Below are 23,685 nucleotides of genomic sequence, written 5' to 3'. Positions count from 1 at the left end.
TGAGGCGCACGCCCATGACCTCTACGTTCCCGCCTTCCGCCCCGCCCACCGCCGCGGCCTCGTCGGCCACCGGCGCCCTGGCCACCATCCGCCTGCAGCGCAACGCCCACGGGCGGCTCGTGTGGACGCCTTCCGACGGCACGCAGCAGCCCACCGAAGTGGTGCCGGTGCGGGCGTTCCCCATTGCCGCGCCGGCCGAGGGCATCTCCCTCGTCGGCCCGGACGGGCATGAGATGCAGTGGATCGAGCACCTGGACCACCTGCCCCCCGCCGCCCGCTCGCTCGTCGAAGAAGACCTCGATGCCCGTGAATTCGTGCCGATTCTGGAGAGGCTGGTCAGCGTCTCCGGCTTCTCGACCCCCAGCACCTGGATGGTGGAGACCGACCGGGGGCCGGCGCAACTGGTGCTCAAGGCCGAGGAAGACATCCGCCGATTGGGCGGGCGCACCGCGTTGCTGATCGCCTCGGCCGACGGGGTGCAGTTTCGCGTGCCCGACGTGGGCGCACTCGACCGCCAGTCGCGCCGCCTGCTGGAGCGGTTTTTATAGCGCTTACGCCTTGCCCGGCATGGGCGCGCGCGGTTTTCCGTGGCGGCTGCAGAGGCCGTGGCGTGGCCACAATTTCGCCCATGAGATAGGGGTAAACCCTTGTTTTTGGGGTGATCCCTTAAAAAGGGCTTAATTTTCCCTTCTTTTTGCCGTTATGGAATACGACGAGGGAGTAATTCCCCTTGACGCTCCACCTTCCATGAACGGACCACTGCCATGCAAATGCCACCTGTTGACCGATCGCCGAGCTGGCGTCCCCAGGGCGCCGATTTGTATTCCACCGGAGCTTCCGGGGCGGTGCCGGTGCGGCCGATCCAGCCGGCCAATCCCGTCGAGTCGATGGACCGGATGGGCGAAGGCGCCATCGTGCGCGAGCCGGACAAGCCGTCCGACCCCGACACGCGCAACCGCGACTGGACCGAGGTCAAGAAAAAAGACGCCGTCGAGGAACCCCCGGAGCCCCCGCCGGAGCCCATCTACAAGCAGTTGCTCGAATTCATCCAGTCGATGTGGCGCGCCAGCGGCAGCGCCATCGAGATGGCGCAGGATCTGAACAAGACCCCGCTGCAGGACCGCCTGGCCCAGGAGGCCAAGGACGAACCGCTCACCTACGCCGATCCGAAGATCAAGCGCACGGGCGGATTGTAAATCGGATTGCTATAAAAATAATAGCTATATCCCCTAGTGCTTATTGCGCTGGAGGGCTATTTGGCTTGAATTCCCGAGGCGCCGGTCGGCCTTGGGGAATGGTGCCTCAGGGCCTGGCGGCGCTGGCCGCACTGGCGGGAGCGCGCGCTGCGTCGGCCTTGGCACGGTCGCGCTCGGCGCGGTACTGGATGGCGAACGCCCGCACTTCCTCGTAAGAGACGAAGCCGTCGTGGTTGGTGTCGGCATCGTCGAACGAGTTGGCCAGCCGCGGGAACAGCGCCACTTCGGAACGGCTCAGCTTGCCGTCGCCGTTGAAGTCCAGCATCTTGAACTCCTTTTGCGCCTTGATTTCACCCTTGGACAAGGGCTCGCTCGCCTTGGCCGCAGGGGCCGAGGCGGCTGCGGCCGGGGGCTGTGCGGCGACCGCGCTGAAGGCCACGGCCATCGCGAGCAGCGAAAACAGCGCCATCGCGCGCAGGGTGGCCGCTTGGGGGCGGGCCGGCGCGGCGGCAGCGAGGGAGCGGGACGATCGGGGGGCTGCTGGGGCGTTCATTCGGGGCATGGTGTCTCAGATGGTGCGGCGGGCCGGTATTGCAATCGGCAACGGCCGGGTTTCACCGCTGGTTGCAAAGGTTGCGTGATCTTTGCCCCTCAGCCGGGGTTGGAGATGCCGCTGCTCACATGGCCCGAGGGCACATGCCGCGCCGCCGAGGTGACGTGGCCCGTCTGGTCGTCGAAGAAGAAGTCGGGCTCGAACTCGCGCAGGAAGCCGCCCTTGTCCAGCCCGCCGAGGAACATGGCCTCGTCCACGGCGATGTTCCAGTTCATGAGCGTCTGGATGGCGCGCTCGTGCGCCGGCGCGCTGCGGGCGGTGACCAGCGCGGTGCGCAGGCGCATGCCGGACGAACTGCCGGCGGCCTGCTGCAGGCGGTGCAGCGCGGCCAGCAGCGGCTTGAAGGGGCCGTCGGGCAGCGGCTGCGCGGCCTTGTCGGTTTCGTGGCGCTGGAAGGCGGCCAGCCCCTGCGCCTGGTACACGCGCTCTGCCTCGTCGGAAAACAGCACGGCGTCGCCGTCGAAGGCGATGCGCACTTCGTGCGGGTTGGCATGGCTGGCCTGCACCGATTCGGTCAGCACGCGGGCGGCCGGGTAGCCCAGTTGCAGGGCCTGGCGCACGTCGGCCTCGTTGGCGGACAGGAACAGGTGCGCGCCCAGCGGCCGCAGGTAGCGGAACGGATCGCGCCCCTGCGTGAACACGCCGCGCTCCAGCGGCACGTGCGCCGCGCTGGCCGAGCGGAAGATCCGCATGCCGCTCACCGGGTCGTTGCGCGACAGCACGACCACCTCCACGCGCTGGTGGCCGGGCTCGTTGAAGGCCAGCAGCTTCTTGACCAGCGAGAACGCCACGCCGGGGCGCGCGGGCATGTCCAGCCGGTCGAGCTGCAGTTGCATGTAGGTCTGGGGCTGCAACGGGTCGAACAGGCGGTTCTCTTCTTCGAAATCGAACAGCGCGCGCGAAGAGATGGCGACGACGAGCTTGTCGTCCAGGGTCATGGCCATGGGGTGCTCCGGTGGAGAAGGCGCATCGACGTCACTTGACGAACTGGTTGAGCTGGATGATCGGCATGAGCACGGCCAGAACGATCAACATGACGATCAGCCCCATCGCCACGATGAGCAGCGGCTCCAGGATGGTGGCCAGCTGCAAGGCCCGCCGTTGCACCTCGGTGGACAGTTGCGTGGCCGCGCGCTGCAGCATCACGGGCAGCTGGCCGGTCTGCTCGCCCAGGCGGGCGAACATGGCGACCAGGCCGGGAAAGCGCTTTTTCTGCGCCATGGCCGAGGCCAGCGGCGCGCCCTCGCGCACCAGCACCAGCGCGTCGAGCGCGTCGGCGCGCATGGCGCGGTTGTTCAGCGTCTCGGCGGCGGCCTGCAGCGCCCGCAGGATGGGCACGCCGGCACCCGCCAGCATGGCCAGCGTGCCGGCGAAGCGCGCCGCGTTGTAGCCGCGCGCCAGCCTGCCCACCAGCGGCAGGGTCAGCCACACGGCATCGAATTTTTCACGAAAACGCGGCTGCGCCAGGGAATATCTTGCCCCAAATGCTATGAAAATAATAGCAATCAGCGCTGCCCAGCCGTAATGGCGCACCGCGTCGCTGATCGCCAGCATGGCCACGGTGAGAAAGGGCAGGGCGCGCTTGGTGCCGGCGAACACGGCCGCCACCTGGGGCACCACGTAGCCCACCAGGAACAGCACGATCACGATGGCCACCACGGTGACGATGGCCGGGTACAGCGCCGCGCCGATCAGCTTGGCCTTGAGCGCCTGGCGGTCTTCCAGGTCGTCCGCCAGCCGCTCCAGCACCAGCCCCAAGTTGCCGCTGTGCTCGCCGGCCCCGATCACGGCGCAATAGATGGCCGAGAACTCGCGCGGGTGCGCGCCCAGGGCGCGGGCGAAGGTGGAGCCGGCGTTGACCTCGGCGCGCAGAGTGGCGACCAGGTGGCGCTGGCGCTCGTCGTCGGCCTCGTCGGCCAGGGCCGTGAGCGCGCGCTCCAGCGGCAGGCCCGAGGCGACGAGCCCGGCGAGCTGGCGCGTCCAGATCGAGAGCGCCGTGGCGCCGAACACCGGCCGTGTGAAGAGCCGCTGGCTGAACGAGGCCGCGCCGCCGCCTGTCGGGCCCTGGCCCGCTGCGAGCGCCTCCACGGCCAGGGGCACGAGCGCCTGCGCGCGCAGCAGGCTGCGGGCGGCCTTGGCGGTGTCGGCTTCGATGGTGCCTTTGCGGGTCTGGCCTTGCGCGTCGAGGGCTTCAAAGGAAAAGGCGGGCATGCGGTTCAGTCGGGGTCGGCAAAAGGGGCGGCGAAAGGGCAAGCCGCAATGGCGGCAACGGGGTGGTGCGTGATGGTAGCCGCTGCCGAAGGCGGCCCCGTGTCCGGCCGCCCGCCGCGTGCCGTTTTACCGCCGTGCGCCGCCGGTCAGTCCGCGCGGTTGGCGGCGGCCACGATGTCCAGCGACCGCAGGCGCAGCGCCGGGTCGTACACGTCGCTCACCAGCATGAATTCGTCCGCGCGGGTTTCTTCGGCCAACTCGCGCAGGCCGGCGCGCACCGTGTCGGGCCCGCCGATCACGCCCGCCGCCAAAAAGTCGCCGATGGCGGCGCGCTCCTGCGGCGAAAGCCGGGCGGCGAAGTCTTCCACGGGCGGCTGCAAATGCAGGCGGTGGCCGGTCAGGATGCCCAGCACCCGCTGGTACGTGCTGCTGGCCAGGAACTCGGCCTCGGCATCGGTGGGCGCGGCGATCACCGGCACGCCTACCACCACGTAGGGCGCCGCCAGGGTGGGCGAGGGGCGGAACAGCCGCCGGTACATGTCGATGGCCTGGTGCAGCATGCGCGGCGCGAAGTGCGAGGCGAACGCGTAGGGCAGGCCGCGCTCGGCCGCCAGCTGGGCCGAGAACAGGCTGGAGCCCAGCAGCCAGATCGGCACCTCGGTGCCCGCGCCCGGCGTGGCGATGAGGCGCTGGCCGGCCTGCACCGGGCCCAGCAGGCGCTGCAGCTCGGCCACGTCGCGCGGGAAGTCCTGCTCGGTCTCCACCCGGTCGCGGCGCAGCGCGCGCATGGTGGGGCCGTCGGTGCCGGGCGCGCGGCCCAGGCCCAGGTCGATGCGGCCGGGGTACAGCTCGGCCAGGGTGCCGAAGGCTTCGGCGACGACCAAAGGCGCGTGGTTGGGCAGCATGATGCCGCCCGAGCCCACGCGGATGCGCTGCGTGGCGCCGGCCAGATGGCCCACCAGCACGGCGGTGGCCGAACTGGCGATACCGGGCATGTTGTGGTGTTCGGCCAGCCAGTAGCGCGAAAAGCCCAGCGATTCGGCGTGCTGGGCGGTGCGGACGGTGACCTGCAGGGCTTCGGCCACCGTGCCGCCTTCGCGCACGGCAACCAGATCGAGCATGGACAGGGCGGGGAAGCGTGGGGTGGAAGTCATTCGCACGATTGTGCGGCGCAGGCCAAACCTGTGCTGGCCCGCGGCCATCGGTTCGGTGCTAGTACATTGACACGTAATTAACGAAACATTAATACACTCCATCTATCGTCACTCAATAGATGGAAATGTTCTCATGCGTCAGACGGAACTGCACTTGAGCGAGGGAGACCGGGCGGTTGTTGAGGAGATACGCAGCAAGGGACTGAGACACTCCCGAGAAGTCAATCGAGCACACGTCCTGTCGTGCCTGGATCGCGGGATTCCAGAGGCTCAGATCCTGGCAGTTCTGGGAATCGGGCGTACATCGCTGTGGCGAACGCGATCGGCGTATCTGCAAGGCGGCGTGGAACTCGCTGTTTTCGATGTCGCGCGCTCCGGCAGGCCGGCGCAGTACGACACGGATGCCCAGGCGCGAGTGATGGCACTGGCCTGCTCCAGTCCACCTGCAGGCAAGCAGCGGTGGACGATCGTGGAGCTTGAACGCGCTGCGCGCTTGGAGCCAGGTCTGTCCAATGTGAGCCGCGAGACCGTTCGCCGCATGCTTAAAAAAACGATCTCAAGCCCTGGCGGCGGCTGATGTGGTGCATCGGCACTCTGACTGAGGAGTACCGCAATCGCATGTACGACTTGCTCGCGCTTTATGCCAAGCCCTTGCGACGCGACGAGCCGGTGATCTGCATGGACGACAAGAGCTTGCAACTGATCGGCCACAGCAGGGCGCCACTTCCGATGAAGCATGGAGTCGCGGGCAAGCAGGACTATGAATATGTCCGCAACGGCACGACGAACTTGTTCGTGGCTGTCGAACCCAAGGCGGGCCAGCGAGTCGTGTCCGTCACTGAGCGCCGGGGTAAGTTTGACTTCGTCACCTTCATCGACGAGCTGCTGACCAGCAGGTATGCCAAGGCACGGCGTGTCCATCTGGTGCTGGACAACTTGAACATTCACTTCAGGAAGTCCTTCGATGACGTGCTGGGTCAAAGCGCGGCAGCCAAACTGCTGCGCCGAGTGCAGTTCCACTACACGCCAAAGCACGCGAGTTGGCTCAACATGGCCGAGATCGAGATCGGCATCCTCAGTCGTCAGTGCCTTGATCGCCGCGTTCCCAATCCTGGCGCGCTGCAAGTCGAGGTGGATGCCTGGCAGCACGCAAGGAATGCGCTACAGCGCACCATCGACTGGAAGTTCACCCGACAGGATGCCGATCAAAAACTCGGCAACCATTACGTTCCGAAACTTACGTGTTGATGTACTAGGCATCCCCGGCACCGTGGGCGCAGTGGACGGATGTCGGTTTTTGCCATGGCCGGGCGAGCGTCGATAATCGCCGGCCATGATGGCAGCGCCGTCCATGCCCCCTGCAGTGCCGCAACCCGCGGCGGTGCCGAGCCGGGGCACGCACCAAGACACCGACATGGGATTTTTCAGCCGCCTGTTCACGCCCCGTGGGGATGGCAAGGCCGTGGACGACGACTGGACCTCCCTGCCCGACAGCAACGCCAGCGAACTGGTGGTGATGGGCGACGAGGCGGCCAAGTTGCTGGCCGAGATCGACATCGACGCCGCCATCGCCAGCCACGAGCGCTGGCTGCCGTGGCGGGCGCAGGTGCTGGAGGGCGCGCGCGACGAGCGGCTGCCGGCGGTAAGGGTTCAAGTCAAAAAAGCCTCCAGCGCAATCAGCACTAGGGGGTATTGCTATCAATAAAATAGCAATGGTTGGCGGGCGCTTCGCGCCGCCCATCCCCTGCCTTCAATCCCGCGTGACGCGCAGCACTTCCTCGGGGCTGGTGATGCCGGCGCGCACCAGGCGCTCGCCGTCGTCGCGCATCAGCGTCATGCCGCCGGCCAGGGCCGTGGCGCGCAGTTCGGCCTCGGAGGCCTGGTTGTGGATCTGCGCGCGCAGCGTGTCGTCCACCACCAGCATTTCGAACACCCCCGTGCGGCCGCGGTAGCCGCTGGGGTCGGACGGGTCGAGCTTGCGCACCAGGCGCTGGGCCAGCACGCCCAGCAGCGAGCTGGACAGCAGGAAAGGCTCCACGCCCATGTCGGTCAGGCGCGTGACGGCGCTGGCGGCGTCGTTGGTGTGCAGCGTGGCGAGCACCAGGTGGCCGGTGAGCGAGGCCTGGATCGCGATCTGCGCGGTCTCGAAGTCGCGGATTTCGCCGATCATGATCACGTCCGGGTCCTGGCGCAGGATGGCACGCAGGGCCTTGGCGAAGGTGAGGTCGATCTTGGCGTTCACCTGGGTCTGGCCCACGCCCGGCAGCTCGTATTCGATGGGGTCTTCGACCGTCATGATGTTGCTGCTGGCCGCGTCCAGCCGCTCTAGCGCGGCATACAGCGTGGTGGTCTTGCCCGAGCCCGTGGGCCCGGTCACCAGGATGATGCCGTGCGGCTGGTGGATCAGGCTGTCGAACCGGTGCAGGGTGTTGCCCTGCATGCCCACGGCCTCCAGGCTCAGCTTGCTGCCGCTCTTGTCCAGAAGGCGCAGCACGGCGCGCTCGCCGTGGGCGCTGGGCAGGGTGGACACGCGCACGTCGATGGCGCGGGTGCCCAGGCGCAGGCTGATGCGGCCGTCCTGCGGCAGGCGCTTTTCCGAGATGTCGAGGTCGGCCATGATCTTCAGGCGCGAGATCAGCGCGGCATGCAGGGCGCGGTTGGGCTGCACCACCTCGCGCAGGGTGCCGTCCACGCGAAAGCGCACGCTGGAGTGGCGCTCGTAGGGCTCGATGTGGATGTCGCTCGCCCCGTCGCGCGCGGCCTGCGTGAGCAGCGCGTTCAGCATGCGGATGATGGGCGCATCGCCCGCCGATTCCAGCAGGTCTTCCACCGCCGGCAGCTCCTGCATCATGCGCGAGAGGTCGGCGTCGGACTCGACCTCGCTCACCACCGTGGCCGCGCTCGATTCGCCCTGCGAATAGGCCGCGCTGATGCGCTGCGCCAGCGCATGGGCGTCCAGCGGCATGAGCTGGCGCACCGCGTATTTGCGCAGCACTTCGGACAGTGCGCCGGCATCGGGCGCGGGGCCGTGCCACAGGACGGTGGCCTGGCCGTCGTCCTCGAGCAGTAGCTGGGCAGTGCGCGCGAAGGCGTAGGGAAGCGGGTGGCGCATGGGTTACTGAGGGCTGAGCTTTTCCGGGGGGGCGGTGTACTCGTCGGACGGCGCGGACATCGACCGGGGCACCGCGCGCTGTTCGGGCACCAGCGGTGCGATCGGCGCCGTGCGCATCGGCGTCTGGGGCGACACCGGCGTGGTCGGCGCGGTGTCGTTGCGCAGGGGCGGCAGCACCGGCGCCTCGGACACGCTGCGCATCACGTTGCTGGGCGCGGGCTGGGTGTTTTGCTGCAGGGCGCGGATGGCTTCGTAACGGTCGGTCATGACGGCATCGCTGGTGGCGGCGTCGCGGATCACGACCGGGCGCAGGAACACCATCAGGTTGGTCTTGCGGCGCGAGCGGTTTTCATTGCGGAACAGGCCGCCCACCAGCGGCAGGTCGCCCATCAGCGGCACCTTGTCCTGGCCGAGCGCGTAGCGGTCTTCCAGCAGGCCGCCCAGCACGATGACGCTGCCGTCGTTCACCAGCACGGTGGACTCGATCGACCGCTTGCTCGTGGTGGGGCCGTTGGCGGCCGTGAGCGTGCCGTCGTTCACCTGCGAGACTTCCTGGTACAGCGTGAGCTTGACCAAGCCGTTCTCGTTGATCTGCGGGCGCACGCGCAGCATCAGGCCCACGTCCTTGCGCTCGACGGTGGTGAACGGACTCACGGTGCTGCTGCCGGTGCTGTTGGCGTACGAGCCCGTCACGAACGGCACGTTGTTGCCGATGATGATCTGGGCTTCCTCGTTGTCCAGCGTCATCAGGTTGGGGGTGGAAAGCACGTTGGCATCGCCCGTGTTCTCCAGGAAATTGGCCAGTGCGCCCAGGTAGTAGTTGCCGTTGATGCGCGGCGCGACGGCCACGTTCAGGCCTTTGCCCAGGCTGTTGCTGCCGGTGATTGCCGAGCCGATGCTGGCTGCATTGCCGCTGGCCGCCGCCAGTGCGAGGTTGATGATGTTGGTGCCGCCGCCCTGCGTGGAGTTGGTTCCGATCACGCCCACCGTGCCGCTGCCCGTGTTGCCCAGCACGCCTTGCCACTGGATGCCGAACTCGGCCACCTTGTTGGCCGAGACCTCCACGATCAGGCTCTCCACCAGCACCTGCGCACGCCGTCCGTCGAGCTGGTCGATGACCGCGCGCAGCTGCCGGAACTGCGGCTCGGGTGCGGAAATGATGAGCGAGTTGGTCGTCGGGTCCGCCTGGATCTGGCCGCCCGTGGATGGCTGGTTGCTGTTGGCCGAGCTGCCCAGGCCGCCGGCATTGCTGCCCAGCCCGCCGCCGCTGCTGCTGCCCCCGCCGAAGGCGGAGTTGCTGCCCATCGAACTGTTGCCGCCGCCGCTGGTCTGCGACATGCCGCCGCCCAGCCCGGTGGAGCCCATGCCCATGCCCATGCCCGAACCCGAAGGCGCGCCGGAGGTGGCCCCGCCGCCCGAAGAACTGCTGCCCATGTCCCCCGACAGCGCCGCGCGCAGCGTGGCCGCGAGCTTGGTGGCGTCGGCGTTCTTCAAATACACCACGTGGATGTTGCCGCCGGCCGCGCTGCTGCCGGGGGTCGGTGGCTGGTCGAGCTTTTGCACCAGCGCCCGCACGAGCGCCAGGCGCGCCGGGTTGGAGGCGCGCAGGATCAGCGAATTGCTGCGCGGCTCGGCCAGCAGCGTGGTGCGGAACGACGTGTCCGACTGCCCCTGGGCGACCGCCGGCACGGCGGCGCCGGTGGTGCCGCTGCCTTCGAGCAGGCGCGACACCAGGGGGGCCAGTTCGGTGGCCAGGGCGTTTTGCAGCGGAATCACTTCGACGTCGCTGGCGTTGGAGACATCCATGGCGGCCACGATGCGCGCCAGGCGCTGCAGGTTGTCCGCATAGTCGGTGATCACCAGCGAGTTGTTGCCGGGGTTCACGTTGATCGTGTTGTTGGGGCTGATGAGCGGGCGCAGCACCGGCACCAGATTGGCCGCGTTCTCGAAATTGAGCTTGAAGATCTGCGTGACGATCTGCCCGCCGCCCCGCGTGCCGCCGAGCCCGCTTTCCGACACGCTCACGTTGCCGGCCTGCAGCTTGGCATCGGCTTCGGGCACGACCTTGTACAGGCCGGCCGCTTCCACCACCGTGAAACCCTGCAGCCGCAGGGCGGCCAGGAATTGCTGGAAGGCCGCGGCAGGCGTTACCGCGCGCTCGGTCACCAGGGTGAGCTGGCCTTTCACGCGCGGGTCCACCACGACGTTGCGGCCGGTGATGGTGGCCATGGTGCGGGCCACGGCCTCGATCTCGGCATTGGCGAAATTGAGCGTGACCGGCTCGCCGGCACGCACGCTGCTGGTGCCGGTGCCCACCGCCGTCTGGGCCTGCAGCGTGCCGCCGGCGCCTGCCAGCAGGGCCGCTGCGGCCAGGGAGTGGAGCGCGAACCGCAGGCGTTGCGAAGTCAAGGAAGTCATAGGGTCAACCCACGGTGATGATGGAGCGCGCGCCGTTGCGCCGCCCGATGATATTGAGAAGATTGGACAGCGCGCCTTCGCGCTCGGGCGCTGCAGTGGCCTCGCCGGTGAAGCGCAGGCGCTGCCCCACCCATTGGCCGTTGCCCGACAGGCGCAGCGCGCCGTCCAGGGTCGAAAGCGCCAGAGTGGGCGCCTGCCCGCCCTGCAGCAGCAACCGGTAGCTGCCCATGGGGCGCAGCGTGGACAGGCGCGAGGACATGTCCAGCGCATCGACCTGCGCCTGGCCGTCCACCACGAGCCGCCCGGCGGACCAGTCGAAAGACAGGCCCCGCGTGTCCAGCGCCAGCTGGCCTTGCGGCTGCAGCGTGTTCCAGGGCGTGCCCAGGCCAGCCAGCACGGCGGCGGGCCACTGGCTGCGGGCGTCGGCCACCGTCACGCGGGCGCCCTCCCAGTGCGGGTGCACGTGCAATTGCACGGCCTGCGGCGTGCAGCAATCGGCCCGCAGTTCGGCGCGGGCACCGTTCCATGTGGGCCGCAGGCGCCAGTCCAGGCGGCCGGGCAGGGCGGTCTGGTCCTGGCTGCCGCGCCCGCCGGTGAGCACCATCTGCGCCGAGCCGGTCCACACCGTGCCGCGCGCCTGGGCCAGCAGCACCTGCCCGCCGCTGGCCTGCTCCACGGCATGGGCCAGCCACTGGGCCGGGGCGAAGACCAGCAGCGCCGGCAACGCGCCCAGCAGGCAGCCGGCCAGCGCCCAGCCCATCGGCGAGTGCGGCTTGCCGGAGCCGGCGAAAGAAGAGCGGGAGGCAGCGGTGCGGGACACGGTGGCGTTCAAAAGGGGCTTGAAAAAAGGCGGGGTTCAGGGTCAGGGCAGTGCGTGGGCAAGGAAAGCATCGGCGAACGGCAACCCATCAACCCGGCGGCAGCGCCAGCACCAGCGTGCCGTCCCAGCGCGGCATGTCGGGCTCCGCGGGCTGGTGGGACAGGGCGGCCGGTGGCTTGTTCGCGGCCGTCGGGCCGACCACGGCGGTGCTGCTGCGCGCAAGGCGGGCTTCGATCGGCACGGTGCGGGCATTGCTGCGCGCCTGCGAAAGCCACAGTGCCAGCGCATCGGCGGGCGCGCCTTTGAGCGTGACCGTGACACGGTCGCCCAGCACCGCCATCTGTGCGGTCGTGCCCAGGCTCTGGGTGAGCGAGCTGCGCAGGGCCTGGGCGGTATCGCCCAGCGGCGGGCGCGGTGCGCTCTGCAGTTGCAGCGCCTCGGCCTGAAGCGACTGCATGTGCTGCAGCTGGGCGTCCAGCTCGGCGTGGCGGGCGGGCGCGCTGCGCAGGGTTTGCAGCGCGGGCGCGACCGCCACCCACCACAGCAGCGCGGCGGCGACCAGGCCGCCAGCGGCCAGAACCAGCGACTGCTCGCGCGACGCCAGTGCCTTCCACCGAGCCCGCAGGGGCGCGGCGGCGGACGCCGACGGCGAATCGGCCGCAGCGAAAGAAGAAGGGCGTTTCATGGCTGGCCTCCGGTGCGCAGCAGCCATTGGCCGTCCTGCAGGCGGGCGGAATACCCGGCAGCGGACAGCCGCTGGTTGGCGCTGGCGAGCACGTCGGGCGGCAGTTCGAGGCCGCGCAGGCGCAGGTCGCCCGCGCTGTAGTCGAGCGCCGTGGGCAACTGCCCTGGCGGCAGGGCGGCACCGGCGGCGGCCAGCATGGGTTCGAGGTCGCGCGGGGAGACGCTGCCGGTGGCCTGGCGCAACTGGGCGAGTTCGCGCTCCATCTGCACGGGCACATCGACCACCACCTTCACTTGGGGAAAGGTCTGCGTGAGCGCGGCGCGCACACCGGCCTGCTTGGCCTCCAGCGCCTGCCGCTCCTGCCACGCCCAGGCATTGAGACCCACCAGTTGCGTGGCGACCAGAACACCGAGCGCCCAGCGAGCGGCGCGCCACTGCGGCGCCCGCGCGAAGGTGCCGAGCGTGCTGCCGGCCTTGCGCAGCGCGCGGGTGCGGCGGCTGCTGGCCAGGTCGAACTGCGCCAGGTCCCACTCGCCGCGGGCGGCGTCCAGCGCGCGCTGGCTGGCGGTGTAGAGCACGGCGGGCCGGCCCAGCATCTGCTCGGCCAGCTCGGCCACGGCGGGCTCGGCGCGCACGGCGGGAGGCTGCTCGGCCTCGGCCATCGCGCCCGTCAGTTGCAGGGCCATGGGCGACAGCGGCAGCACCGCCACGGCCTGATCGGGGCCCTGTGCGGTGGCGACCAGCTGGGCGTCTTCCGGGGTGCCCAGTGCGAAGTATTCGGGGGCTCCGCTGGCGCCGGGGCCTGGAGCGAATTCGGGCACCACGCGCTGCACCGGCCGGCCTGCGGCTTCGAGCGCCTGCAGCGCACCGCGCAGCCAGGCCCGGTCGCACACGGCCACCCAGGCGGGGGCACCCGGGCGGGCGCCCGGCTCCAGCGCGAAGTGCAGCGCAGCGGGGTCGTCCAGCAGGCGCTCTTCGAGCAGGCCTTCGAGCACGGCGCGCAGGCGCGGCGCCTGCGTGCCGGCACCCGGCGGCAGCGTGACGCGCTGCCACGACAGGGCGCGGGCCGGCACCACGGCCACCCGTTCGCCGGCGCGGCCAGGGTCGGGCAGCAGCGAAGCGGGCGCACTCGCGTGTCGTGTGGCGGTGTGGCCGTCGGTGGTCAGCGTGTAGCCGTACTCGGTGGCCGGCCCCGGAATGCCCGGGGGCAAGGAAAGAATGAGGGTGCTCATGGATGGGTTTCGCGGGCCATTTTAGGGGCGTTGCATGACGGATCGCGCGGCTGGGGTCAGCGGGCGGCCGCGTTGGCGTCGCTGCGAGCGAAGACCCCGCGTTCGCGCCAGAGCGTGCGCGCTTCGCGGCCTGCCTTGTAGACCAGGGAACGCTCCTGCACCACCGTGCTGCCCAGCCGCAGCTGGCCGAGCACTTCGTAGTACGACGAGTTGACGGTGTGGGTGCCGGTGTCCATCTGCGCCGAGCCGCTCAGCAGCTTGCGCGCGTCTTCCTCGTTGCGAAAGTGCCGGGCCTCGCGCGCCGACACCAGTTGTTGAGCGCCGGCCATGTCGAGCCCGTCGATGCTGGCATGCAGCACCTGGGCGCTGGCCGTATTGAGGTTCACCCGCGTACCCCGGGGAAGCATGGTGACGTAGGGTTCCAGCGCGGCGATGGTGGCCGCATCCACGCCCAGCCACGACAGCTGCGACACCGAGCGCGGCATGAGCGGCGCGGTGCCGGTATCGCCACCCGTGGCCTTGGCCCGGCGCAGCCCGTCGGCCAGCACGTTCAATTGCTGGCGCGGCAGGCCGAGCTGCTCGAAGAGCCGGGTGAACTGGCGCAGCGCAAGCTCCTGCCCCGTGCCGTCCACCAGATTGAAAAGGTTCATGCGCGACTGCAGGTCGATGATGCGGCCCGACAGGAAGGCGTCGGCCGTGTCGGTGCTGGCGTCCTCGGGCTGGCTCACGTTGCGGTCTGCCGCCAGGAAGGTGGACAGGCGGGCCTCTTCCAGCGGCACCGCCCAGGGCTCGGCCAGGTGATCGGTGCCGTCGCCGTTGCGTGCCATGGCGTCCTCGCGCAGGATGAGGCGCGACCAGTCGAGGGCGCCGGCCAGGATCCAGGCCGACTGCGCCCGCGCGCGCTCGGCGGTCTCCACCTCGACGGCCCGCCACTGCTGCCACATGGCCGCAGCAGCGAATGTGGCCACCAGCGTCACGGTGAGCATGGCCGCCAGCAGCGCAGCGCCGCGTGCCGCGGGCCGGCAGGGGGGAGCGGGGCGGCGCGGCGTCATGACTTGCCTCCCCCGTTCACGGGATTGACCCAGTCGCGGGTCAGCACGCCGGCCAATGCGCGGCCCGGCGGCAGCGTCAATTGCAGGCGAATGCCTTCGGGAATGTTGGTGGCCGCCGTGGGCACTTGCGATTGCGCCACGTTGGCGTTGGTTGCGCTGCCGGAAAGCGCGTTGTACCAGGCGCCGTCGCGGTAGTAGTAGACCTGCCAGTTCACCAGCGGCATGAGGACGGTTTCGGTGCGCCGCTCGGCCTGGCCCGGCGTGCGCGCCCACTGCGCCGCGCGCTGCCAGGACTCGCGCCACTGGGCCCGCGTGCGCACGGGGGGCGACTGCCAGCGCAGCCACTGGTCGATGCCGTTCACGTTGCGCCGCGTCCAGGCCACCACCACGGGGCCTTCGTCGGGCTCGGCGCTGCTGCGGCGCGTCATGCGCAGCACCTGGCCGTCCCAGTCGAGCGGCTCGGTCTGGTCGATGGCCTGCAGGGCGTCCAGATCGGTGCCCCACTGCGCGAGCGCCGCCTGGATGACGAGCAGGCCGTCGGCGCGTTCGCGCGTCTGCTCCTGCGCGCGCACCATGCCGTCCAGGCCGCGCCAGCTCATGATCGCCAGGATCGCCATGATGGTGATCGCCACCAGCAGTTCGATCAAGGTGAAACCGGAGGCGCGCCTATGGCGCTGCGGGCGGGCCACGTCAGTACCTCCCCACGATGGTGGACAGGCGCAGCACCGAGTTCTGCCCGTCGGAGACCTGGGCATCCACCCGGCGGAACTGCGGGTTGGGCGTGGGCCGCACGATGAGCGAGACGTCGTAGCGGCGCCCCGCCTGCTCGCAGGCCAGCGTGCTGTCGCCGATGGGCGGCATCTGGCGCGACAGGCGCACCCTCACCAATTCGTTTTCGGCGCACAGGTGGGCCAGCAGCACATCGGTCTGGCGCGCGGCGTTGCGGGTGAGGGCCGACGTGGCCTGCAGCCCGGCCATCAGCGCGATCGCAACGATGGCCAGCGCGACCATCACCTCGACCAGCGTGAAGCCGCGCGCACCGCGCCGGCGCGAAACCACGGAGCGGCTGGTCATTGCGTGGGCTCCACGGTGAACGGCCGCAAACCATCGGTGACCACGCGCACCGCCCGCCCCGGGTGGCCCTGGTTGGCCAGCAGGATCTGCTGCGGACCGATGAGCGGCTCCGGCCCGAGTTGCACCACAGCCGGTCCCAGCACCTGCGTGCCGGGGTCGAGCCAGGCGCCCGGCGATGGGTTGCCGGGCAGCCCTTCGAAACGGAAGCCGCCAGCGAACGCGCGCCAGCGCACGGTCGCGCCCGAAGCCCGCGATTGCGCACGGGCCGCTTCCAGCAGCGCGGACAGGCGTTCGCCCTCGCGGTCGAGCAGCGTCTGGCCGTTGTCGCGCAGCGCGAAGCCCACGCCGGCGGTGGCCAGCGCAATGATCGAGACCACGACCAAAAGCTCGAACAGCGTGAAGCCCCGGGCGCGGCGGAAAGGGTGCGGAGTCACGGAAGATCGATCGCCACCGGGCCGAAGGCCAGCGGGCTCATGTCCATTGCGCGATGCCCGGGCCGTGGGCCCGTCGGGCGGCTTTCACTGCCAGCTGCCGATGTCAGCATCCTTGCCCTCGCCGCCGGACTGGCCGTCGGCCCCGAACGACATCACGTCCACTTCGCCCTTGATGCCGGGGCTGAGGTACTGGTAGGGACGGCCCCAGGGGTCGTTGGGCAGCTTTTCCAGGTAAGGGCGCCAGTTGCCGGGCGCGGGACCGGATGACGGCTTGGCGATGAGCGCCTGCAGGCCCTGCTCGGCGGTGGGGTAGCGCTGGTTGTCCAGGCGGTACAGCTTGAGGGCCTGCACGATGTTGGTGATGTCGGTGCGTGCCGCGGTGCTGCGGGCGTCGTCGGCACGGTCGAGCACGTTGGGCACGATGAGCGCGGCGAGCACGCCGATGATCACCAGCACCACCATCAGCTCGATCAGGGTGAAGCCGGCCACCAGGCGGCGGCGTGCGGTGCGGACAAGGGAAGAAGCGTGTGAATTCACTGAGGGGCGACTCGGATAGGGCAGATGCGGTCAATCATAATCGGGCGATGGTGACAAATACATACGGCAGGTGGGGCGTGCGCCTGGGCACGATGGCCCTGTGGGCGCTGGCAGGTGCAAGCGTGGTCTATTGGGGCCTGCGCCTGACGGCCCGGCCGGCCGGGCCGGGCGTGGCGGCGGCAGCGCCCGCGCCGCTCGCGCCCGATGCCCAGGCATTGGCCCGGCTGCTGGGCGCCGGCCCTGCGGCGCCCACCGCCCCCGCGGTGAAGGAGCCCAGCCGGTTCGCCCTGGTGGGAGTGCTGGCCGGCACGGCCAGCGGCGGCGGCGCGGCCTTGATTGCGGTGGACAGCCAGCCTGCCAAGCCGTACCGCGTGGGCGCTACCGTGGCCGAAGGACTGGTGCTGCAAGCCTTGAGCCGCCGCCAGGCCCGCCTGGGCCCCACGCCCGATGGCGCTGCCAGCGTCACCCTGGAAATTCCGGACAAGCGATAGCGGAGCGCGGAGCGCCGACAACCCAGCGCCGACGTGCTGGCTCGGCTGCCACGGCGCACATTCGGTGCAACCGATTCAGGCAGGCTGGCGATGCTCTGCAATGGCGCCGCTGGTGCCGTCGCCCAGCGGCACGGTCATCCATTCCCCATAGCCCGGTGCCGGGATCGGCCATTCGTCGGCGCGCGGCATGCGCCCAGGCTCGGCCTGCAGCCATTGCACGCAGCGCGCCACCCCGGCGTGGGTGATCCACAGCACGTCGCCATCGCGGTCGCGCGATGTCTTTCGTGCCTCGTCCAGCGCGGCGCCCACGCGCTGCAGCATCGCGGCCAGGCTGTCGCCGCCACTGGGGCGGGGGTCGGGAAAGCGCTGCGTCCAGGCATCGATGTCGGCACGGGCGATGGCATCCCACGGGCGTCCTTCCCAGGCGCCGAAGTCCATCTCGGCGATTCTTCCGTCGGGTTCGCAAGCCAGATCGGGCCTTGGCGCAATCAGGGCATGCGCAAGCTGCTCACATCTTTGTAGCGGCGAGTGGAACGCGGCCGCCAAGGCGTGCGGCAGGGCCTGGGCCAGCCGGCGCGCGGCGTCGGCGGTGGCGGCCAGGTCGGCGGGAACGTCGAGCGCTCCGTAGCACAGCCCCGGCGCCACCAGCGGCACGGCATGCCGCACCAGCCAAAGGCGCCGCGTCACCGCAGGCCCTGGCCTAGTGCGATGGCCACGCCCAGGTAGATGGCGATCTCGCCGATCTGCTGCGCCGCACCCAGGCAATCGCCGGTAAAGCCGCCCAGCCGGCGCGCGAACCAGCGCCGCATCCACAGCATGGCTGCGGCGCTGAAAGCGACGGATGCCATCAGTGCAGTAGCGCCCAGCGCAGCCGCCATCAGCGCCAGAGGCCCAATGGTCCACAAGGCCGCAGTGCCCAGCGAGCGCAGGCTGATCTGGTCCGCCAGCGGCTTGCTCTTGGACGTGGCCGTGTCGCCCACGTGGGCCAGCGTGCGGACCAGCACCAGCGGCCAGAAGCGCGAAAGCACATGAGCGCCCACCAGGGCCGGCAGCACCACACCCAGGCCGGCCGACCCCAGCAGCGCGAGCAAGGCGAGCTTGGCCACCAGCGCCAGCACCAGTGCCATGGCTCCGAAGGCGCCGACGCGGGAATCCTTCATGATCTCCAGCGCCCGTTCGCGCTGCAGGCTGCCGCCCAGGCCATCGGCCACGTCGGCCAGGCCGTCTTCATGAAAGCCTCCCGTGGCGAGCACCGTGGCCGCCGTGCTGAACACCGCGCACACCCAGGGCGCCAGCGGCTGCGGCCCGAGCCCCCACCCGAGCATGGCGTAAACGGCCACTGACACCGCTGCCACCAGCCATCCCACCCCTGGAAAGTGCCCAGCGCTCGCACGCAGCAGGGCAGGGCTGTAGCCCACCCAGGCCGCCACGCGGCCGGTGACCGGAATCCGGGTGAAGAACTGAACGGCCAGCAGAAAGTGGCGAAGGGCTTGCATCTGGTTTGCTATCGAATAAATAGCTATGTGCCCTAGTGATGATTGCGCTGGAGGCTGTTTTGACTAACGCCGTGCTCAGGCGTGTCCGGCCTGCAGGAAGAGCTGGTAGGCGGGGTTCATCGTCTCTTCCACGTACGGGTAGCCCAGCGTGGCGAGAAAGGCGTCGAACGCCGCCGCATCGCCTGCCGGCACCTGCATGCCCACCAGAATGCGCCCGTAGTCGGCGCCCTGGTTGCGGTAGTGGAACAGGCTGATGTTCCAGCTCGGCTGCATCAGGCTCAGGAACTTGAACAGCGCGCCCGGCCGCTCCGGAAACACGAAGCGCAGCAGCCGCTCCTCCTGCGCGAGCGCGGACCGGCCGCCCACCAAGTGGCGCAAATGCTCCTTGGTCAACTCGTCGTGGGTGAGGTCCAGCGCCTGGAAGCCGTGGTGCTGGAAGTGGAGCGCGATCTTTTCCGACTCGCCCTTGCCGCGCGTGGTCAGGCCCACGAAGACATGGGCGCGCGCCGCGTCGCTGATGCGGTAGTTGAACTCGGTCACGTTGCGTGGGCCTCCCGGCAGCTCGCCCACCACTTCGCAGAACCGCTTGAAGCTGCCGCGCTCCTCGGGAATCGTGACGGCCAGCAGGGCTTCACGCTCCTCGCCGACCTCGGCCCGCTCGGCCACGAAGCGCAGGCGGTCGAAATTCATGTTGGCGCCGCACAGGATGGCAGCGTAGGTTTCGCCGCGCGTATCGTGCTTTTCCACGTACTGCTTGATGGCCGCCACCGCCAGCGCGCCGGCGGGCTCCACGATGCTGCGCGTGTCCACGAAGATGTCCTTGATCGCCGCGCAGACCGCATCGGTGTCCACGGTCATGAACTCATCCACCAGGCCCTGGGCCACGCGGAAGGTTTCCTCGCCCACCAGCTTGACGGCCGTGCCGTCGGAAAACAGCCCCACATCGGCCAGCGTGACCCGGCTGCCCGACGCCACCGACTGCGCCATGGCGTCGGAATCGTTCATCTGCACGCCGATGATGCGGATCTCGGGGCGCACGGCCTTGATGTAATTGGCCACGCCGCTCACCAGGCCGCCGCCGCCGATCGCCACGAACACCGCATCGAGCCGGTTGCTGCCCAGGCTTTGCAGCTGGCGCAGGATTTCCATGGCGATGGTGCCCTGGCCGGCGATCACGTCGGGGTCGTCGAAGGGATGCACGAACGTCAAGCCCTGCGCCGCCTGCAGCTCGATGGCGTGACCGTAGGCGTCGGAGTAGCTGTCGCCGTGCAGCACCACCTCGCCGCCCAGTGTCTTGACGGCATCCACCTTGAGTTGGGGGGTCGTCGTGGGCATGACGACGACGGCACGCGTGCCCAGCTTGTGTGCGCTCATCGCCACGCCCTGGGCGTGGTTTCCGGCCGAGGCGCAAATCACGCCTTTGCGAAGCTGCTCGGGCGACAGGTGCGCCATCTTGTTGTAGGCGCCCCGCAGCTTGAAGCTGAACACCGGCTGCTGGTCCTCGCGCTTGAGCAGCACCTGGTTGTGGAGCCGGCGGCTCAGGGCCTTCGCAGGTTCCAGGGCCGACTCGACCGCCACGTCGTAGACGCGGGCGGTGAGGATCTTCTTCAGATAGTCCAGGGGCGTGAGGTGCTGGGTCATGTCGTTCGAATCATTGCCGCGCCGGTGGCGAGCGGGCCGCCATCATAGAGGTTGGCTTTCGGCACGCCACCGCCACGCGAAGGACAAAAAAAACGGCCCCGGACTGTGAAGACCGGGGCCGAATCCATCCTTTGAGGAGATGGAGGAGACAATGGGTGCGAACAAACTTTCTGGGTTTGCTGTCGGCCCTTTCGGGCAACGCATGGCTCGAAGTGTAGCCCAAAGGATGCTGCGTTGCAGCAAAATTGACGGGCCATCGTGGGATGGAAATGCCGTTTTCGCTTTTTTTGATGGAGAAAAACAACATGGAATGCACAGTCACCTGGACGGGCGCTTCGGGCACCCGTTCCGGCATGGGTTTCATCGCCGAAACCGGCAGCGGCCACGTGCTGGCCATGGACGGTGCGCCCGACGGGGCCAACCCTGCCAATGGCGGGCAGAACCTGGCGCCACGGCCCATGGAAACCGTACTCGCGGGCACCGGCGGCTGCACCGCCTACGACGTCGTGCTCATCCTCAAGCGTGGCCGGCATGACGTGCGGGGCTGCAGCGTCAAGCTCACCTCGGAGCGCGCACCCGTCGATCCCAAGGTCTTCACGCGCATCCACATGCAATTCACCGTGACCGGCAAGGATCTGCCCGCCGCAGCGGTGGAGCGCGCGATTGCCATGAGCCATGAGAAATACTGCTCGGCCAGCATCATGCTGGCGAAGACGGCCGAAATCACCACGGGATTCGACATCATCGAAGGGTGACCGGCAGCTTCAGATGCGGTGAGCCACGGTGGTCATGCATTTGGCGGCCGCCTTCATCAGCAGGCGCACGGGGGCCGGCAATTGCTGTCCGCCTGCCGCCAGCGCGCCGTTGGCATGCCGCTCCTCATCGCTTTTCATGCGGGCCACGACCGAACGCGATGCCAGGTCCCGGGCAGGCAATCTGTCCAGATGGCTTTGCAGATGCCGTGCCACCTGCCGCTCGGTTTCGACCACGAAACCCAGGCTCGCCCGGTCGCTGACCTGCGCGGCCGTCCAGCCAATGGCGAATGCTCCGGCGAACCACAGCGGATTGAGCAGGCTCGGCCGGTGGCCCAGCGCATCGAGCCGTTCCCGCGTCCAGGCAAGGTGGTCTGTCTCTTCGCGGGCTGCTTCGAGCAGATGGTTACGCAGTTGCACATCCCGGGTGACCGCCGCCTGACCGGTATAAAGCGCTTGTGCACAGACTTCGCCCACGTGATTGACCCGCATCAGGGCGCCTGCCAAACGCTTTTCGGCCGGGGATAATTCGGCTTCCGCATGCTCGCGGGCGGGGGAGGGTTCGCTGGCGCGCGGCTTGGCGAACAAGGTGCGCAGCGCGGTGTCCACCGCCGTCAATAATTGGTCCATGGAAAAACGAAGTGAAATTCGAAGTGCAACAAAAGATTTCGGATGGATGCAACAAATGCGAGCACCCTTTGCACAGGCGGCGCCGCAATGAGTCGATTCCGTGACGGCTCTAAGGGTTGTTGCAGCACAGCAACGATTTAGGCCTTTCGGTGCAATTGTGAGGGAATTCCTTTGCGAAACCGACCTGCCTCTGTTGCAATAAGGACAACTTCCCCACCAGGAGGTTGGCCCGGGGACCCGGCGGACTGCGCTTGTGCATCTCAGCCCCCCGAACCGGCGCCCTCGTTTAACCTTGGAGTAACTCGCAATGAAAAAATCCCTGATTGCCCTGGCTGTGCTGGCTGCTTCCGGCGCTGCAATGGCTCAATCTTCCGTCACGATGTTCGGTATCGTTGACGCTGGCGTTGGCCGCGTTTCCGCCGACAATTCCGTGACCGGCGTGTATAACAGCGGCAATGCAACCAGCCGTCTGGGTTTCCGCGGCGTTGAAGACCTCGGTGGCGGTCTGAAGGCTGGTTTCTGGCTCGAAGGCGCTATCCAGAACGACACCGGTACCGGTGCTGGCGGCGGCGCTACGGGTCCTGGCTTCGAATTCAAGCGTCGTTCCACGCTGAGCCTGATGGGCAACTTCGGTGAAGTTCGTCTGGGTCGTGAAATGACGGCTGGCTACGAGAAGCCCAGCTCGTATGACCCGTTCGGTCAAGTTGGCGTTGCTAACTTCCTGGGCTTCGGCATCGCTGGCCAACCTTTCCGTATCGGCAACGGCGTGAGCTACCGCACCCCTGGCAACCTGGGTGGCTTCTTCGGTACCGTGCACTACGCTTTCGGCGAAACGCCTTCCAACGCTGCCTACGACAAGGCTGGCAACTACCTCGGCTTGGCCGGCGGTTACGAAAACGGTCCTCTGAGCGTGACCCTGGCAGCTGACAAGCTGCGCGGCGCTACGGCTCCCCAAGACGTGACCACGTACTCCATCGCTGGTTCGTACGACCTGGGCGTCGTGAAGCCAATCTTCATCTATCACCAAGAGAAGAACAACGCTGCTGTGCAGACCAAGTACGCTACGTACCTGATCGGCCTGACGGCTCCTGTCGGTCCAGGCACGGTGAAGGCTTCGTTCGCGAACCTCGACCTGAAGAACAGCGGCGCCGATTCGCGCGTTCTGGCTCTGGGCTATGTGTATGACCTGTCCAAGCGCACCGCTGTGTACGGCACGATCGCTCACATGCAAAACAAGGGCGGCGCAACGCGCGTTCTGGCCAGCAACGGCCTGACCGGCGCTACCGCTCTGCCTGGCGAGAACGTCAACGGCTACCAAGTTGGTATTCGTCACTCCTTCTAATGAATTGCTGACACCAGTCAGCATTTCTTGAGAAGAAAAAAAGCCGCTGACCTTCGGGTCGGTGGCTTTTTGCTTTTTTGGGGCCGGTTTTCCTCTGTCGCGCATGTAACAAAAAACCAGGAAAAACGCCTGTGGGTCTGCCGCCAACCAGTCTGTTCTGCAAAAAGGGGGATTTCTAAAATGAATTTCCCTTATTCCAAGCAGAAAGAGACAAAACATGCGTACTCCGTTTGTGACAAAGACGATTGCTGCCGCTGTACTTGCCGTGGCTTCGCCATTGCTTTTCGCCCAGGCCAATACCAGTAGCGTGCAGCTGTACGGTATTGTGGACATGGCCTACCGCCATACGAACAATGAGGGTCCGGCAGGCAGCCCGGGTGGCTCGCTGAATCAGATGGTTGGCGGAGGGATGTCGCAAAGCCGTTGGGGTATCAACGTGACCGAAGACCTGGGCGGTGGACTGAAGGCGCTGGTGAATCTGGAAAACCGCTTCGGTGCCGACACCGGCACCGCGGCGACGCCGTACTTCCAGCAATCCTGGGTCGGAGTGCAAGGTGGCTTCGGACGGCTCACGATGGGCCGCCAATACAACATCCTTTTCGACCTCGTCACCAGCACGTAAGCCTCTTATCCGTACTCCCCGTACATGGACGTGTACAAGCCCTAGATGTGAACCGTCAAGAGGTTGTTTGCGGGGATGAGCCTGTCCATCGGGGCAATCGATCCGATGCCGCTGTGCGGTCGGTGCCAGTTGTAGTGGTGCTGCCAGCTCGCCAGGGCTTGGGTTCGCTGCGC

27 protein-coding genes and 1 pseudogene are annotated in these 23,685 nt (G+C 68.2%); 9 read left to right on the top strand and 19 right to left on the bottom strand.

Annotated features, from left to right (window positions below):
- Positions 1-14: 14 nt before the first annotated feature.
- The gene (locus AVHM3334_RS12530; RefSeq protein WP_284412741.1) at positions 15-548 is read left to right on the top strand and encodes a cyanophycin metabolism-associated DUF1854 family protein; all 534 of its coding nucleotides are present in this window, start codon (positions 15-17) and stop codon (positions 546-548) included.
- A gap of 216 nt (positions 549-764) precedes the next feature.
- Positions 765-1,196 (top strand): hypothetical protein, encoded by a 432-nt coding sequence (locus tag AVHM3334_RS12525; protein WP_284412739.1) that lies wholly within the window; start codon positions 765-767, stop codon positions 1,194-1,196.
- Between the two features lie 106 nt (positions 1,197-1,302).
- Here the strand turns inward: AVHM3334_RS12525 and AVHM3334_RS12520 are convergent, their stop codons facing one another.
- From AVHM3334_RS12520 to AVHM3334_RS12505, 4 genes are all read right to left on the bottom strand, one after another.
- A complete protein-coding gene (locus AVHM3334_RS12520; protein WP_502869899.1) occupies positions 1,303-1,758 on the bottom strand; it encodes an EF-hand domain-containing protein in 456 nt (151 codons plus the stop codon).
- A gap of 89 nt (positions 1,759-1,847) precedes the next feature.
- Entirely contained in the window at positions 1,848-2,753 is a 906-nt protein-coding gene (locus tag AVHM3334_RS12515; protein WP_284412737.1) for a 5'-nucleotidase, read from the bottom strand.
- A 31-nt stretch (positions 2,754-2,784) separates the two neighbouring features.
- Positions 2,785-4,020: a type II secretion system inner membrane protein GspF gene (gene gspF / locus AVHM3334_RS12510; RefSeq protein ID WP_284412735.1), complete on the bottom strand. Its 1,236-nt coding sequence runs from the start codon at positions 4,018-4,020 to the stop codon at positions 2,785-2,787.
- A 146-nt stretch (positions 4,021-4,166) separates the two neighbouring features.
- Entirely contained in the window at positions 4,167-5,174 is a 1,008-nt protein-coding gene (locus AVHM3334_RS12505) for an LLM class flavin-dependent oxidoreductase (RefSeq protein WP_284412734.1), read from the bottom strand.
- Between the two features lie 133 nt (positions 5,175-5,307).
- Here AVHM3334_RS12505 and AVHM3334_RS12500 point away from each other — a divergent pair, with 133 nt between their 5' ends.
- The 3 genes from AVHM3334_RS12500 to AVHM3334_RS12490 all read left to right on the top strand — a co-directional run bounded on the left by AVHM3334_RS12500 (position 5,308) and on the right by AVHM3334_RS12490 (position 6,879).
- On the top strand, positions 5,308-5,751 hold the full coding sequence (locus AVHM3334_RS12500) for a helix-turn-helix domain-containing protein (protein ID WP_284409849.1): 444 nt from the start codon (positions 5,308-5,310) through the stop codon (positions 5,749-5,751).
- Positions 5,751-6,422: an IS630 family transposase gene (locus AVHM3334_RS12495; RefSeq protein ID WP_284412732.1), complete on the top strand. Its 672-nt coding sequence runs from the start codon at positions 5,751-5,753 to the stop codon at positions 6,420-6,422. The genes AVHM3334_RS12500 and AVHM3334_RS12495 overlap by 1 nt, the downstream gene beginning before the upstream one ends.
- 166 nt (positions 6,423-6,588) lie before the next feature.
- The gene (locus AVHM3334_RS12490; protein WP_284412730.1) at positions 6,589-6,879 is read left to right on the top strand and encodes a hypothetical protein; all 291 of its coding nucleotides are present in this window, start codon (positions 6,589-6,591) and stop codon (positions 6,877-6,879) included.
- Between the two features lie 45 nt (positions 6,880-6,924).
- Here the strand turns inward: AVHM3334_RS12490 and AVHM3334_RS12485 are convergent, their stop codons facing one another.
- The 10 genes from AVHM3334_RS12485 to gspG form a co-directional block, all read right to left on the bottom strand.
- Positions 6,925-8,286: a GspE/PulE family protein gene (locus AVHM3334_RS12485; RefSeq protein ID WP_284412728.1), complete on the bottom strand. Its 1,362-nt coding sequence runs from the start codon at positions 8,284-8,286 to the stop codon at positions 6,925-6,927.
- 3 nt (positions 8,287-8,289) lie between these two features.
- On the bottom strand, positions 8,290-10,704 hold the full coding sequence (gene gspD / locus AVHM3334_RS12480) for a type II secretion system secretin GspD (protein WP_284412726.1): 2,415 nt from the start codon (positions 10,702-10,704) through the stop codon (positions 8,290-8,292).
- A gap of 4 nt (positions 10,705-10,708) precedes the next feature.
- Positions 10,709-11,464, bottom strand: a complete 756-nt coding sequence (gspN, locus tag AVHM3334_RS12475; RefSeq protein ID WP_284412808.1) for a type II secretion system protein N — start codon at positions 11,462-11,464, stop codon at positions 10,709-10,711.
- Between the two features lie 148 nt (positions 11,465-11,612).
- The gene (locus AVHM3334_RS12470; protein WP_284412724.1) at positions 11,613-12,209 is read right to left on the bottom strand and encodes a type II secretion system protein M; all 597 of its coding nucleotides are present in this window, start codon (positions 12,207-12,209) and stop codon (positions 11,613-11,615) included.
- The gene (gspL, locus tag AVHM3334_RS12465; RefSeq protein ID WP_284412722.1) at positions 12,206-13,441 is read right to left on the bottom strand and encodes a type II secretion system protein GspL; all 1,236 of its coding nucleotides are present in this window, start codon (positions 13,439-13,441) and stop codon (positions 12,206-12,208) included. The genes AVHM3334_RS12470 and gspL overlap by 4 nt, the downstream gene beginning before the upstream one ends.
- A 56-nt stretch (positions 13,442-13,497) precedes the next feature.
- Entirely contained in the window at positions 13,498-14,493 is a 996-nt protein-coding gene (gene gspK, locus AVHM3334_RS12460) for a type II secretion system minor pseudopilin GspK (RefSeq protein ID WP_284412720.1), read from the bottom strand.
- On the bottom strand, positions 14,490-15,248 hold the full coding sequence (locus AVHM3334_RS12455) for a PulJ/GspJ family protein (protein ID WP_502869898.1): 759 nt from the start codon (positions 15,246-15,248) through the stop codon (positions 14,490-14,492). Before AVHM3334_RS12455 ends, gspK begins: the two co-directional genes overlap by 4 nt.
- On the bottom strand, positions 15,184-15,567 hold the full coding sequence (gspI, locus tag AVHM3334_RS12450) for a type II secretion system minor pseudopilin GspI (protein ID WP_284412717.1): 384 nt from the start codon (positions 15,565-15,567) through the stop codon (positions 15,184-15,186). Before gspI ends, AVHM3334_RS12455 begins: the two co-directional genes overlap by 65 nt.
- The gene (locus AVHM3334_RS12445; RefSeq protein ID WP_284412714.1) at positions 15,564-16,001 is read right to left on the bottom strand and encodes a pilus assembly FimT family protein; all 438 of its coding nucleotides are present in this window, start codon (positions 15,999-16,001) and stop codon (positions 15,564-15,566) included. The genes gspI and AVHM3334_RS12445 overlap by 4 nt, the downstream gene beginning before the upstream one ends.
- Before the next feature lie 84 nt (positions 16,002-16,085).
- Positions 16,086-16,538, bottom strand: coding sequence for a type II secretion system major pseudopilin GspG (gene gspG / locus AVHM3334_RS12440; RefSeq protein WP_284412712.1), 453 nt, complete (start codon positions 16,536-16,538; stop codon positions 16,086-16,088).
- A 47-nt stretch (positions 16,539-16,585) separates the two neighbouring features.
- Here gspG and AVHM3334_RS12435 point away from each other — a divergent pair, with 47 nt between their 5' ends.
- Positions 16,586-17,029 carry a type II secretion system protein N gene (locus AVHM3334_RS12435; protein WP_284412710.1) on the top strand — a complete coding sequence of 148 codons (444 nt, stop codon included), beginning with the start codon at positions 16,586-16,588 and terminating at the stop codon, positions 17,027-17,029.
- Positions 17,030-17,104: 75 nt separating this feature from the next.
- Here the strand turns inward: AVHM3334_RS12435 and AVHM3334_RS12430 are convergent, their stop codons facing one another.
- The 3 genes from AVHM3334_RS12430 to ilvA form a co-directional block, all read right to left on the bottom strand.
- On the bottom strand, positions 17,105-17,716 hold the full coding sequence (locus AVHM3334_RS12430; protein WP_284412709.1) for a histidine phosphatase family protein: 612 nt from the start codon (positions 17,714-17,716) through the stop codon (positions 17,105-17,107).
- On the bottom strand, positions 17,713-18,525 hold the full coding sequence (locus tag AVHM3334_RS12425; protein WP_284412707.1) for an adenosylcobinamide-GDP ribazoletransferase: 813 nt from the start codon (positions 18,523-18,525) through the stop codon (positions 17,713-17,715). Before AVHM3334_RS12425 ends, AVHM3334_RS12430 begins: the two co-directional genes overlap by 4 nt.
- Before the next feature lie 75 nt (positions 18,526-18,600).
- Positions 18,601-20,166 carry a threonine ammonia-lyase, biosynthetic gene (ilvA, locus tag AVHM3334_RS12420; protein WP_284412705.1) on the bottom strand — a complete coding sequence of 522 codons (1,566 nt, stop codon included), beginning with the start codon at positions 20,164-20,166 and terminating at the stop codon, positions 18,601-18,603.
- A gap of 305 nt (positions 20,167-20,471) precedes the next feature.
- Between ilvA and AVHM3334_RS12415 the strand changes: the two genes are divergently transcribed.
- Positions 20,472-20,921: an OsmC family protein gene (locus AVHM3334_RS12415; RefSeq protein ID WP_284412703.1), complete on the top strand. Its 450-nt coding sequence runs from the start codon at positions 20,472-20,474 to the stop codon at positions 20,919-20,921.
- 9 nt (positions 20,922-20,930) lie between these two features.
- Here AVHM3334_RS12415 and coq7 read toward each other — a convergent pair whose 3' ends face one another.
- Positions 20,931-21,548: a 2-polyprenyl-3-methyl-6-methoxy-1,4-benzoquinone monooxygenase gene (gene coq7 / locus AVHM3334_RS12410; RefSeq protein WP_284412701.1), complete on the bottom strand. Its 618-nt coding sequence runs from the start codon at positions 21,546-21,548 to the stop codon at positions 20,931-20,933.
- A 307-nt stretch (positions 21,549-21,855) separates the two neighbouring features.
- Between coq7 and AVHM3334_RS12405 the strand changes: the two genes are divergently transcribed.
- Positions 21,856-22,890, top strand: coding sequence for a porin (locus AVHM3334_RS12405; RefSeq protein WP_284412699.1), 1,035 nt, complete (start codon positions 21,856-21,858; stop codon positions 22,888-22,890).
- A gap of 217 nt (positions 22,891-23,107) precedes the next feature.
- Positions 23,108-23,509, top strand: a pseudogene (locus AVHM3334_RS12400) (porin); the annotation flags it as partial.
- A 44-nt stretch (positions 23,510-23,553) separates the two neighbouring features.
- Here the strand turns inward: AVHM3334_RS12400 and AVHM3334_RS12395 are convergent.
- A partial coding sequence (locus AVHM3334_RS12395; RefSeq protein ID WP_284412807.1) for an integrase core domain-containing protein occupies positions 23,554-23,685 on the bottom strand: 132 nt, incomplete at its 5' end.

This window comes from Acidovorax sp. SUPP3334, assembly GCF_030159055.1.
Lineage (GTDB): Bacteria > Pseudomonadota > Gammaproteobacteria > Burkholderiales > Burkholderiaceae_C > Paracidovorax.
Note: the sequence above shows the minus strand (reverse complement) of the source record. Positions and strands in the feature narration are given on the sequence as shown.